The organism is Rhizobium sp. Root149 (assembly GCF_001427345.1).
Lineage (GTDB): Bacteria > Pseudomonadota > Alphaproteobacteria > Rhizobiales > Rhizobiaceae > Neorhizobium > Neorhizobium rhizoryzae.
In genome coordinates, this window is record NZ_LMGD01000020.1 from 234425 (window position 1) to 246335 (window position 11911).

General features: G+C 58.4%; 14 protein-coding genes and 1 tRNA gene. 11 read left to right on the forward strand and 4 right to left on the reverse strand.

From position 1 onward, the window contains the following. Positions 1–10 precede the first annotated feature (10 nt). From ASD54_RS13240 to ASD54_RS13260, 5 genes are read left to right on the forward strand one after another with little or no spacing between them, the layout of a single operon-like run. Entirely contained in the window at positions 11–682 is a 672-nt protein-coding gene (locus tag ASD54_RS13240) for a CpaD family pilus assembly protein (RefSeq protein ID WP_062555071.1), read from the forward strand. 14 nt (positions 683–696) lie between these two features. Next, positions 697–1986: a CpaE family protein gene (locus tag ASD54_RS13245; RefSeq protein ID WP_062555072.1), complete on the forward strand. Its 1290-nt coding sequence runs from the start codon at positions 697–699 to the stop codon at positions 1984–1986. Positions 1987–2019: 33 nt separating this feature from the next. Next, complete coding sequence (locus ASD54_RS13250) at positions 2020–3528, forward strand: CpaF family protein (RefSeq protein ID WP_062555073.1); 1509 nt, start codon at positions 2020–2022, stop codon at positions 3526–3528. 18 nt (positions 3529–3546) lie between these two features. After that, positions 3547–4551 carry a type II secretion system F family protein gene (locus ASD54_RS13255; protein WP_062555074.1) on the forward strand — a complete coding sequence of 335 codons (1005 nt, stop codon included), beginning with the start codon at positions 3547–3549 and terminating at the stop codon, positions 4549–4551. 8 nt (positions 4552–4559) lie between these two features. Continuing rightward, the gene (locus ASD54_RS13260; RefSeq protein ID WP_062555075.1) at positions 4560–5540 is read left to right on the forward strand and encodes a type II secretion system F family protein; all 981 of its coding nucleotides are present in this window, start codon (positions 4560–4562) and stop codon (positions 5538–5540) included. 198 nt (positions 5541–5738) lie between these two features. Here the strand turns inward: ASD54_RS13260 and ASD54_RS13265 are convergent, their stop codons facing one another. Then, the gene (locus tag ASD54_RS13265; protein ID WP_156379220.1) at positions 5739–6599 is read right to left on the reverse strand and encodes a tetratricopeptide repeat protein; all 861 of its coding nucleotides are present in this window, start codon (positions 6597–6599) and stop codon (positions 5739–5741) included. Positions 6600–6726: 127 nt separating this feature from the next. Between ASD54_RS13265 and ASD54_RS13270 the strand changes: the two genes are divergently transcribed. The 4 genes from ASD54_RS13270 (at position 6727) to ASD54_RS13285 (ending at position 9847) form a co-directional block, all read left to right on the forward strand. Further along, a complete protein-coding gene (locus ASD54_RS13270) occupies positions 6727–8115 on the forward strand; it encodes a leucyl aminopeptidase family protein (protein ID WP_062555076.1) in 1389 nt (462 codons plus the stop codon). Positions 8116–8214: 99 nt separating this feature from the next. Then, complete coding sequence (locus ASD54_RS13275) at positions 8215–8565, forward strand: MarR family winged helix-turn-helix transcriptional regulator (RefSeq protein ID WP_062555077.1); 351 nt, start codon at positions 8215–8217, stop codon at positions 8563–8565. Between the two features lie 8 nt (positions 8566–8573). Continuing rightward, entirely contained in the window at positions 8574–9425 is an 852-nt protein-coding gene (locus tag ASD54_RS13280) for an NlpC/P60 family protein (RefSeq protein WP_062555466.1), read from the forward strand. Between the two features lie 86 nt (positions 9426–9511). Continuing rightward, positions 9512–9847, forward strand: a complete 336-nt coding sequence (locus ASD54_RS13285; RefSeq protein WP_062555078.1) for a hypothetical protein — start codon at positions 9512–9514, stop codon at positions 9845–9847. A gap of 132 nt (positions 9848–9979) precedes the next feature. On the opposite strand, the gene ASD54_RS13290 is transcribed toward ASD54_RS13285, so the two are convergent. Both ASD54_RS13290 and ASD54_RS13295 read right to left on the reverse strand, forming a co-directional pair. Next, positions 9980–10066 (reverse strand) — tRNA-Leu (locus ASD54_RS13290). Positions 10067–10184: 118 nt separating this feature from the next. Beyond that, on the reverse strand, positions 10185–10502 hold the full coding sequence (locus ASD54_RS13295; protein ID WP_062555079.1) for a SelT/SelW/SelH family protein: 318 nt from the start codon (positions 10500–10502) through the stop codon (positions 10185–10187). Positions 10503–10660: 158 nt separating this feature from the next. Here ASD54_RS13295 and ASD54_RS13300 point away from each other — a divergent pair, with 158 nt between their 5' ends. Beyond that, positions 10661–10849, forward strand: a complete 189-nt coding sequence (locus tag ASD54_RS13300; protein WP_062555080.1) for a DUF1508 domain-containing protein — start codon at positions 10661–10663, stop codon at positions 10847–10849. Between the two features lie 108 nt (positions 10850–10957). Further along, a complete protein-coding gene (locus ASD54_RS13305) occupies positions 10958–11614 on the forward strand; it encodes a PRC-barrel domain-containing protein (protein WP_062555081.1) in 657 nt (218 codons plus the stop codon). A gap of 59 nt (positions 11615–11673) precedes the next feature. Here the strand turns inward: ASD54_RS13305 and ASD54_RS13310 are convergent, their stop codons facing one another. Further along, positions 11674–11880, reverse strand: coding sequence for a CcdB family protein (locus tag ASD54_RS13310; protein ID WP_244484754.1), 207 nt, complete (start codon positions 11878–11880; stop codon positions 11674–11676). Between the last annotated feature and the right edge of the window lie 31 nt (positions 11881–11911).

Consider the following 11911-nt stretch of genomic DNA (forward strand, 5'->3'; position numbering starts at 1 on the left):
AGGCACGAGAATGTTTACGAAATCCATTGCTCCGGCTCTCCTGATCGTTTCCACCGCCCTTTTGACGGGCTGTGGCAATAGCCAACTGACCACCGGCTCCATCCCCATGGACTACCGCGAGCGTCACCCAATCGTTCTGACGGACGCACAGACCGCACTGGATATCCCCGTCGGCGCAAATGATAGCCGCATGACGATCGGTATGCGCGACACGGTCAAGGGATTCGCACAGAACTTTGCCAACTCGTCTGCCGGTTTCATGCAGATCCAGGTACCGCAGGGATCGGTCAACGCTGGTGCGGCTGCGCACATGGCTGGCGATATCCGGAAGACCCTGCAAACGGCTGGAATTCGTGGCGACCGGATCGTCATGGCACGCTACAGCGCCGGCGGCCATAACGATGCCGCCCCCATCCGGCTCTCCTTCATCGCCACCAAGGCCGTGACCGGAGCTTGCGGAGAATGGCCGGAAGACTTGTCCGACAATACCTTTGGCAATCGTAACTGGTATAATTTCGGTTGCGCTTCGCAAAACAACCTGGCTGCCCAGCTCGAAAGCCCGACAGATCTTCTCGGGCCGCGCGCGCAGACCCCGATTGATGCCGTTCAGCGTTCCAAGGTGATCAGCACCTATCGCGGGACGAGCACGAACAGCACGACGATCACGATCAACTCGAACTGAGTAGGTAAGCTGACATGAGCGCGATCGATTACGAGATCCGGACGCCGGGCGGATCGCCAGAGGCAATCGAGGAACACAGCCGCCCCGCTGATCTGGAGGCGCTGCGTCCGCTGCCGCGCATTTCCGTGCATGCATTCTGTGAGACAGATACGATGCACCGGGTGGTGGAGCGTCTGGGTCAGGACCGCCGCATGTCCAAGGTGAACCTCCGCGTTACCAGTGGCAGCACGGATGCGGCAGCAAACATGTTTGCCGCGGCACCGACGCCCAATCTGATCATCCTTGAAACCGATGCTGAACCGGCCGATGTGCTGACGGAGCTTGCTCCGCTGGCACAGGTTTGCGATCCCTCGACGCGGGTGATCGTCATTGGCAGGCATAACGACATTTCTCTGTATCGCGACCTGATTCGGAACGGCATTTCCGAATATCTTGTCGGGCCGGTGAAGATGCAGGATCTGTTGGGTGCAATCGCAGCGATCTTCGTTGATCCGGAAGCAGAACCGCTCGGTCGTTCCATTGCCTTCATCGGCGCAAAGGGCGGCGTGGGATCTTCCACGATAGCGCATAACTGCGCCTTCGGCATTTCGTCACTCTTCTCCACCGAAACGATCCTTGCCGATCTCGATCTGGCCTATGGAACCGCGAATATCGACTTTGATCAGGATCCGGCTCAGGGTATTGCCGAAGCGGTCTATGCCCCGGAACGACTGGACGAAGTCTTTCTCGACCGTCTGCTGACAAAATGCTCCGAACACCTGTCGCTGCTGGCTGCGCCGTCATTGCTGGACCGCGCCTATGATTTTGATCGCGCGGCTTTCCAGCCGGTCGTGGAGGTCCTCCAACGCAGCGCTCCGGTCGCGGTTCTGGATGTTCCACATGCCTGGAACGAATGGACGCGCTCGCTATTGGCGGAAGTCGACGAAATCGTAATCACCGCAACGCCGGACCTCGCCAACCTGCGCAACACGAAGAACTTGCTGGATGCCCTGAAGAAGCTGCGCCCCAATGACAAGGCGCCGCACCTGGTCCTCAATCAGGTCGGCATGCCGAAGCGTCCGGAGATAACTCCATCCGATTTTCTGCAGCCGCTGGAAGTCGAACCGATTGCCATCATTCCGTTCGACGCCCAGCTGTTCGGCAATGCCGCAAACAGTGGTCGCATGATTTCCGAACTCGATGCGAAATCGCCGACGGCGGAAACCTTCTCACAGATCGCCCATGTGGTGACGGGTCGTAACTCGGCAAAGAAGATCAGGAAGGGTGGTCTCAGCAAGGTGCTGGGGTTGCTCGCTCGCAAGTAAGACTGACATCAGGTTTAGGAACTGGATCGCAGGATGTTTGGAAAACGTGGACATGAAGGCTTCGGCAAGTCGGCTCCCCCGACGGCGGTGCCTCAGCCTGTTCAGCCGGCAGCGGCCTCGACCGGCCAAGGCGTTCAGGCTGGCGGGTCGACCGATCTCCTCCTCGATATCGGAAGTGGTGCGGCAGCACAGGTTCGCCAATCCGTCACAACGCCTCCGCTTGCGCCCGGAGCAGGGCAGCGCCGCCGTCCTGCACGCGACGAGGGCTATTACGATACGAAGGCGCAGGTCTTTTCTGCCCTGATCGACACGATCGATCTCTCGCAGCTTGCCAAGCTCGACGGCGAAAGCGCCCGTGAAGAAATTCGCGATATCGTCAACGATATCATCACGATCAAGAACTTTGCGATGTCGATTGCCGAGCAGGAAGAACTGCTCGAGGACATCTGCAACGACGTTCTTGGCTACGGGCCTCTGGAGCCCCTGCTGGCGCGCGACGACATTGCCGATATCATGGTCAACGGCGCGGGCCAGACCTTTATCGAAGTGGGCGGCAAGACGATTGAATCGGAAATCCGGTTCCGCGACAACAGCCAGCTCTTGTCGATCTGCCAGCGGATCGTCAGCCAGGTCGGCCGACGTGTCGATGAATCCTCGCCCATCTGCGACGCCCGCCTGCCGGACGGTTCGCGTGTGAACGTTATTGCACCGCCACTGTCTCTCGACGGCCCCGCCCTGACCATTCGCAAGTTCAAAAAGGACAAGCTGACGCTCGATCAGTTGGTCAAGTTCGGCTCTATCACGCCGGAGGGCGCGGCCGTTCTGCAGATCATCGGACGCGTGCGCTGTAACGTTGTCATTTCTGGCGGTACAGGCTCTGGTAAGACAACACTTCTCAACTGCCTGACGCGCTATATCGACGGACACGAGCGCATCATCACCTGCGAAGATACGGCTGAATTGCAGCTGCAGCAGCCGCATGTCGTGAGGCTTGAAACCCGGCCACCCAATATTGAAGGCGAGGGCGAAATCACCATGCGTGATCTCGTCAAGAACTGCCTTCGTATGCGCCCGGAACGCATCATCGTCGGTGAAGTGCGCGGACCGGAGGTTTTCGACCTGTTGCAGGCGATGAACACCGGTCATGACGGTTCCATGGGGACGATCCACGCCAACACGCCGCGCGAGTGCCTCAGCCGTATGGAATCGATGATCGCGATGGGTGGCTTCAGTCTGCCCGCCAAGACGGTGCGCGAAATCATATCCGGTTCGGTGGATGTCATTGTCCAGGCCGCGCGTCTGCGTGATGGTACACGCCGCATCACCCACATCACCGAAGTGGTGGGCATGGAAGGTGACGTCATCGTCACGCAGGATCTCGTTCGATACGAGATGGAAGGCGAAGACGCGGCGGGCCGCATCATTGGCCGCCATGTTTCAACCGGTATCGCAAAGCCGCATTTCTGGGATCGCGCCCGCTACTACAACGAAGAGCGGCGTCTGGCTGCGGCGCTGGACCAGATGGAAGTCAAGACCAACTGATAAGAGGAGAGGCCGGCAATGGATCTGACTGTCATCGCCCTTGCGGGCCTCGTTGCCATTGCCGCTTCAGGACTGGCCTACGCCTTTCTCTTTTCCCGCATCGAGGTGGAAAAGAAGACGACCACGCGTGTTCACAAGGTAGCAGCCGGTGAGGGCGATCGTGCGCAAGTAAAGGCCGCGAAAGATCGGGTCCAGGAGCTTTCCAAGCGTCGCAAATCGATGCAGGAATCCTTGAAGGATCTTGAAAAGAAACAAAAGGAAAAGGACAAGAAGTTCGGCGACCAGAGCATGAAGGCAAAGCTGCCTCGTTCCGGTCTGCCACTGACGCTCGGTCGCTTCTATACATTCAGCGCCCTGTTCGGTGGTCTTGTCGCCCTGATGTGTCTGATGGCCGGAATGCCGCTGGTCGCCATTCTTGGCCTGGGCTTTGTCGCAGCCGTAGGCTTGCCGCGCTGGGTGATCGGGTTTCTCATCAAGCGGCGTCAGGACAAGTTCCTCGAAGAATTGCCGAACGCACTGGAAGTCATGGTGCGCTCCATCCGGTCCGGCTTGCCTTTGAACGATGCGATCCGACTGATTGCCACCGATGGCCAGGAACCGGTGAAGAGCGAATTCCGGCGTGTGATCGAGGCGCAGCAGGTGGGTCTCAGCGTTCCCGAAGCTTGCGCCCGTATGCTCCTGACCATGCCTCTGTCCGAGGTCAATTTCTTCTCGATCGTCATCACGATCCAGTCTCAGGCGGGTGGCAATCTTTCCGAAGCGCTTCAGAACCTGGCCAAGGTTCTGCGTGAGCGCCGCAAGATGAAGGCCAAGGTCAAGGCGCTTTCAATGGAAGCCAAGGCGTCCGCTGTCATCATCGGCGCGCTTCCCTTCATCGTGGCAACGCTCGTTTACCTGACCTCGCCACACTACATCTCGATCCTTTTCACCGATGCGCGAGGTCATATCATCCTTCTGTTCTCAGGTTTCTGGATGGCAGTGGGGATCTTCATCATGCGCAATATGATCAACTTTGACATCTGAGGTCTGATATGTCGGAAGAAATGGCTGCCAGCCTCACCGATCCGGCAATGTTGCTGGCCGTGCTTGTCGCAGTTGCCGTCTTTGCCACCATCTATACGCTCGTCCTGCCGCTTTTCGAGGGACGCGATCTCAACAAGCGGATGAAGGCGGTTTCCAGCGAGCGCGAGCAGATGCGCCTGCGCGAGCGTGCCAGGATGAATTCGGAGACCAGCCGGGCAACGCTGAGGACACAGAACAACACTTCCGCGATGCAGATCGTCGAGCGTTTCAACCTTCGCAAGGCGCTTGTCGACGATAATACGGTCAATCGCTTGAAGGCAGCGGGTCTTCGCACACAGAACGCCCTGAACGTGTTTCTGGCCGCGCGCTTCCTGCTTCCGTTCGTGTTCCTGGCAATCGTCGGCTTTTGGATTTTCGGCCTTGGCAACATGGCGGAAAGGCCGTTTGCCGTACGTCTGTTCGTGGCGATTGCTGCGGCCTATATCGGCTTTTACGCACCGAACATCTTCGTCTCGAACCGCATCACCAAGCGGCAGGCATCCATCAAGCGCGCATGGCCCGATGCGCTCGATCTGATGTTGATATGCGTCGAGTCCGGCATATCCCTTGAAGCTGCCATGCGCCGCGTGGCGGAAGAAATTGCGCAGCAATCAGCACCTCTGGCCGAAGAAATGGTTCTGACCACGGCTGAGCTTTCCTTCCTTCCCGACAGGCGCATTGCACTCGAGAACCTTGCCATCCGCACCCAGCTCGACATCGTCAAGGCGGTAACGACGGCGCTCATCCAGGCCGACCGCTATGGAACGCCGGTGGCTCAGGCTCTTCGCGTTCTGGCGCAGGAAGGTCGCGACGAGCGGATGAACGAGGCTGAAAAGAAGGCTGCAGCACTACCACCGAAGCTCACGGTTCCCATGATCGTGTTCTTCCTGCCGGTTCTGATCGCCGTCATCCTCGGCCCCGCGGGTATTCAGGTGTCTGACCGCTTCTAGAGCAATTCCAGAAAAAGTGCATAGCGGTTTTGCGTCCGGAATTGCGTAAAAACAAATAGATAAATCCTTTTCGTGTTTCGAAGAAAAGCGGAAAGGATCTAAGTAGGCTTGATTGATCCTGGTACAAGTTGAAAGGGCCGCTCCAAAACCGGAGCGGCCCTTTTCATTGGATGCGATGTTCAAGGAAGTGCGGCTTGATCAATTGGTCGCGTTATCCGCTTTCGCGCTCCTGTTGTCCGAAAGCTTGGCCCAGGTATTCTGCTGGGAAAGCATGGAGCGCAGATAGGTGACGTTGGCATTTGCCTGTGTCTGGCTGAGTTCCTGCCGTGCAATCTGCTCCGCTTCGGAAAAGCGGCCCTGCAAGCCCACGACGAGCGAAAGGTTCTGGCGAACCCGGCTATCCGCTGTTGGAAGCTTGGATGCGGAGCGGAGATAGTTTTCCGCCGTCTTCAGATCGCCCGACAGGACATAGGACATGCCGAGATTCGACATGACGCTTGGTTCGCTTGGCTGGCTTTCGAGTGCGAGTTTGTATTTCTGGCGTGCCTCATCAGAGCGCCCCAACTGGTCAAGAACGGCACCCTCTGCGGAATAGAGGCGCCAGTCGGGACGATCGGGCGTCTGCGCACGGCTGATGGTTGCCAAGGCCTGCTCAAGCTGGCCGGCAGCCGCCTGCGCCTTCCCATAGGCGGCCAGAACGTCACGATCGCTTGGATGGGCAATCGCCACCTGCTGCATGACGGCCAGCGCCTGCGTGTTCTTTCCAGTCATGCGAAGAACGTTGGCATAAGCAAGCCCGATGGTCTTGTCCTTGGGAGAACGTTCATAGGCGTTGCCAGCTGTCTGTTCGGCCTGTGCAAGCTCTGCCGCGGTCATCTGTTCGAGCGGCTTGCCGAAGTTCAGGGACTGCGTCTGCGTCGGGATGGAGCCGGTGGTGATTCGATCATTCTTTGGTGTGGATGTCGCGCAGGATGCGAGCGAGATCGGCAGCACCACGCCGCAAAGGGCTTTGATCCAGAAATGGCGTTCGGCTGCAAACGTGAAGAAGGTGCGTGTCATGGCCTGAAATCCAGTCTCTGTGCACCATGAAGCAGCGGATTTTTCCGAACTGAAGATGGCGCTGTATGACCTCAAGCAATAATCTGTTAACCCTAACAGATCGTTAATCGCACTGTTGAAAGACGCCATGCTGCCGTATCAGTTCATCGAAAGACCGTCACCCTTCGTTGCCTCCGATCCAAAGGCGTTGACGGTCTATGCCGTTACGCCCGCCGAACTGGAAACAGGTGTCCTCTCAAAGGTCGACGAGACGTGGGCGCGCGCAGCCGGGTTCAAGGCTGAGGCGGGCAGTTTTCTTCTGCTCCAAGGAGATGGGGCGACACTGAAGGGAGCCGTCTTCGGTCTTGGCAAGAACCCTGAGGAGGCCCCGTTTGCCTGCGGCAAGCTGGCGCGCCTGCTTACCGCCGGTGTTTGGCGATTGGAAGCCCCCTCCCTTGATCCGCAGCAGGCGGCCCTGGGCTTCGGTCTCGGCGGCTACAGTTTCGATACCTACAAGACGGGAAAGACGCCGGAAGCCTTCCTTGCCCTTGCCGAGAGCGTTGATCGGGCGGCGCTTGAACGAACCCTCCAAGCGGTGTTTCTGGCCCGGGATCTCGTCAATACGCCCACCAACGACATGGGGCCAGAGCGGCTTGGCGAAGTCTTCCATGCCATCGGCACGCATTACGGTGCGACCGTGAAGGCCGTCGTCGGCGATGATCTTTTGGCCCAGAACTTTCCGCTCATTCACACGGTTGGTCGGGCGAGTGCCGAGGCGCCGCGACTTTTGGAGATGCGGTGGGGACGAAAAGGCGCAAAGAAGGTCACGCTTGTCGGCAAGGGCGTCTGTTTCGATACAGGCGGCCTCGACATCAAGCCCGCGGCTTCCATGCTGCTTATGAAGAAGGATATGGGGGGCGCGGCAAATGTCCAGGCACTCGCCTGCATGATCATGGGTGCTGAGCTGGATCTCGACCTGCGAGTTCTTGTTCCCGCCGTGGAGAACTCGATCTCTGCCAATGCCTTCCGACCAGGGGATATCTACCGCAGCCGCAAGGGTATTTCGGTCCAGATCGACAATACCGATGCGGAAGGGCGATTGATTCTGGCGGATGCACTCGCCTATGCCGATGAGGAAACTCCGGACCTGATGATCGACATGGCGACCCTGACCGGTGCCGCGCGCGTTGCGCTGGGGCCGGACCTGCCGCCATTCTTCACCGACGACGAGGCCCTTGCATCCGCACTTGGCTCAGCGTCGCTCGAGGAAGCCGATCCGATCTGGCGGCTGCCGTTGTTCAAAGGATACGAAAAGGACATCCGCTCCCGCGCGGCAGACATCACCAATGCGCCTTCGGGCGGCATGGCCGGTGCCATTACGGCGGCCCTGTTTCTCAAACGCTTCGTATCGAACGCTGAAAGCTGGGTGCATTTCGATATCTTTGCCTGGTCGCCGACCGAGAAGCCGCATGGCCCTGTGGGCGGTGAGGCGCAGGCCATTCGCGCCCTGTTCCGGCATATTTCCGCCCTTGGCTGATGGGGTGCATCCCAGTTGCATCCCCAGTTGCATCCCCCGTTGCATCACAGGCGGCATTGAGCGAGAGTGCCGCCTGCAAAAGGGGAATCGGGAGACGGAATGCCCGCGGAGTTAACGGCAACCGAGGCACTGGGCCTCTGGCACCGCGTCGTGCTGGAGCAGGTCCGGCAAGACGGTCAGGATCTTACGTTGCGGCAAATCTCCATTCTTCTCCACATCTATCTGGTTCCGCCGCCCCACACGGTGCGGGCCCTGGCTTCGACCCTTGGCGTCACGAAGCCCGTCATCACGCGCGCCCTGGATAGCCTGGGCGCTCTTCAACTGGTCGAGCGTGAGCGAGATCCGGCAGATCGCCGCAACGTCATCATCAAGCGTACCTTGGCCGGTGCGCTCTATCTTGAAAAACTCGGCGACCTGATCCGCAAGGAAGCGCGCCGCAATGCTCCATGAGGTTCATCATGTCGTCACCCCTCGATCGTCGTCTTTTCGCCTTCCGGCCGGATCTTGCCGATCAACGTCTCGAAGGGCAGGTGACGGCAGACCGCTATGTGGAAGGGGAGGCAGCAACTATCGGCATTCCTGTGACCGACCTGCGCCCAGCGCCTGATCTGTCTCGCGGCATCGATACGCAGCTTTTGTTTGGCGAGCCCGTTCGCGTGTTCGACCGGAGGGACGGCTGGGCCTGGGTTCAGGCTGAGGAGGACGGTTATGTGGGATACCTGCCGGAAAGCGACGTCACGCCGCGGGCAGTTCCCACCCACTGGATCAGCGTTCCCCGAACCTTCGTCTATCCGGAAGCGGAACTGCGCAAAGTACCGCTTCATGCCCTTTCTCTTGGCAGCCGCGTAACCGTGACCGGCGAGGCGGAAACGCGCGGTACCCGCTATTTCCTGCTCGCGACCGGTGGTGCGATCATCGCGAAACATTGCGTTCCGATCGGCGAAGAGGTGCATGCCGATTACGTAGCGATTGCCGCAGAGTTTCTGAACACGCCCTATCTCTGGGGTGGACGCTCAGGTTTCGGGATCGATTGTTCCGGTCTCGTGCAACTCGCCATGATGATGGCCGGGATGAAAGCTCCGCGCGATTCTGACATGTTGGCCGCCTTCGGACGCGAGATCACTCAGGACGCGCTGAAGCGGGGCGATCTCGTGTTCTGGAAGGGGCATGTCGGCATCATGGAAGATGAGGAAACGCTTCTTCATGCCAACGGCCATACGATGACGGTTGCGCGTGAGAACCTGAAGGCTGCCATAGAGCGGATCGGGTGGCTCTACGATCGGCCGACCGGCTTCCGGACACCTTTCTGAAACCTTCACGTGAAGGTCATCAATCGCGCTGTTGGTGTTTGTCCGGAGTCTTTCCTATATAAAGGACGACGACCGGAGTATCGACGATGACGCCGCGTAAACTTGCGATGACACTGCTGGCATTGATGACCATTCTTCCTGCCGCTGCGGGGGCGGAACAGGGCAAGCCGCAACTTCGAAATCCGGTTCCGACATTCAAGGATCTCCCCGGCGTCAAACCGCAGAAAAGCCTTGTGGAGACTTCGGACAGCGGTGATTGCCAGCCTGCGACGCTCTATCGTCGTTTTGATCGCCGCGATGTCTTTCCGGATTTTCCTGTTGCTGCCTGGAGATGCGAGAAGGACGGGGTCACCTATACCGGCACGCAACTGCCCAATCGGCCCTGGGTGCCCGGATTGAACCCTTACGATCTGCCGCATTGACATCGGAAACGACGGGATGATGTCCCGTGCCAAACCGCTGGTTTGGTGAAAAAAAGGCAACAAAAAAAGCCCGGCAAGCCGGGCTTTTTGTTTGATATTCAAGGATCCGAGAGGATCAACCTGAACCGAAATTGGTGCCCAGAAGAGGACTCGAACCTCCACACCCTTGCGAGTACCAGCACCTGAAGCTGGCGCGTCTACCAATTCCGCCATCTGGGCGACGAGGAGCGATGTACTGGTCTGAGCCGCCCCTGTCAACGGCGTTTTTGAACTTTCTGTGTCAGATGCGAAATTAATTTGTGCGACGCATGGCGGCTGTCAAAAATGGCGGCAAAGGTCAACTGGCGGAACCGCTATCCCCATTGTTTTTATTCGTGGTTCGGTCAACGTGACCGAGATCCCGTCCCGGTTCTATGATGTCCCGAACGCGCTGTTTAAGATCCTTCGGACCTGGAAATCCACCATCTCTGACGCGTTCCCAGATGAGCTCGTCATTGACGCGGATGTCGAACACGCCGCCGGTTCCGGGGATCAGCGCCACCTCTGCGATGCTATCACTGAAGGTTTGAAGGAGTTCCTGCGCCATCCAGGCAGATCTGAGCAGCCAGTTGCATTGCGTGCAGTAGCGGATGGCGATTCGGGGCTTCTCGTTCATTGTCTCGGCACAGCCTCCCTGATGATGGTGAATACCTTATGCATCATAGACACGTTCGGCCATAGGCGGGGAAATCGCGCGCGCTCAAGAAGAAGCTTGAAGACCGTCAGGCCAGTTAATACAGTTCGGATGTACTTATAAAACCTGGAGGACGTGGCATGGCAAAGTTCGAACTGTACAAGGACAAGGCTGGCGAATTCCGTTTTCGCTACAAGGCAACCAATGGTGAGACCATGTTCGCCTCGGAAGGCTACAAGGCCAAGGCTTCCGCGATGAAGGCGATCGAGTCGATCCAGAAGAATGCAGCCGAGGCTTCAATCGACGACACGACCGTCGCAACGGCCTGAGACGCTTTCCTCTCGGATTCGTAGGCTCTCCTGTCGGCTTGTCATTCTGTGATGGAACAAGCCGGCATCCCTTCTGTTGTGCTTTCTTGAAGCATACAGGAGGCACCCATGACCAATCACACGAAAACCTGTTTCGCAGCCCTCGCAGTCGCGGTTGCATTGCCACTGTCCGCGATGGCGCAAGCGCAGACGACCGCGCCAATCACCCCTGAGCAAGGGCAGGCAACGAACCAGAACAATGCGCATGGCGGCATGGCCGATGCGCCCCGCAGCACTCAAGCAACCACGGAAGGCCCCTTCATCACAGTTCCTGGACAGGGCGCCTGGCGGGTCAGCGATCTTGAAGGTAAGTCGGTTTACACCACAGGTGGCGAAAGCATTGGCGAGATCGGCGATGTGCTCGTTAGCCAGGATGGAAGCATTAACGCGGTAATCGTCGGTGTTGGCGGCTTTCTTGGCATCAACCAGAAGGACGTTGCAGTCGATATGAGCGCATTACAGCTTGGCCCTGGCATGACGCAGGATCAGGCCAATAAGGCTGCTGACCAGACACCGGCCGTGTCGGGTGAAACAACCGCCTCTACCAACACCCCTGCAGCGCCTGCGACTGGCAACAGCCAGATGGCGGCCGGCGCGAACACCAAGGCTGCACCCGATACAGCCAAGATTGGCGAAGATGGTCTTCCACAGAGGATAGTCTTGAACGTCACGCGCGAGCAGCTTGAACAGGCTCCCGCCTTTCAGGGTATGACACCGGCGCGGTAATCAAACCATAATGGCTGGGATTGTGACCCCGTGGCTTCGGCCATGGGGTCATTTGATGTTTAAAAGCCCTGAAATAGAGAATCGGTCGCCGCAGTAATATCGTCTGATCGGTGAGACAAATCGATGAGGCGCTCACCCAGATCCTTCAGCGGAACGGCACCAATGAACTGGGTCATCAGGACGTAAACGTCTCCGCCAATCTCAAAGCGCGGGTTAAGCCTTGGTATCAGTCGAGCAACATCTGCATGGTGGACGAGCGGTGCCATAACGCGGGTGTTTAAACCGTCGAAGATGTTC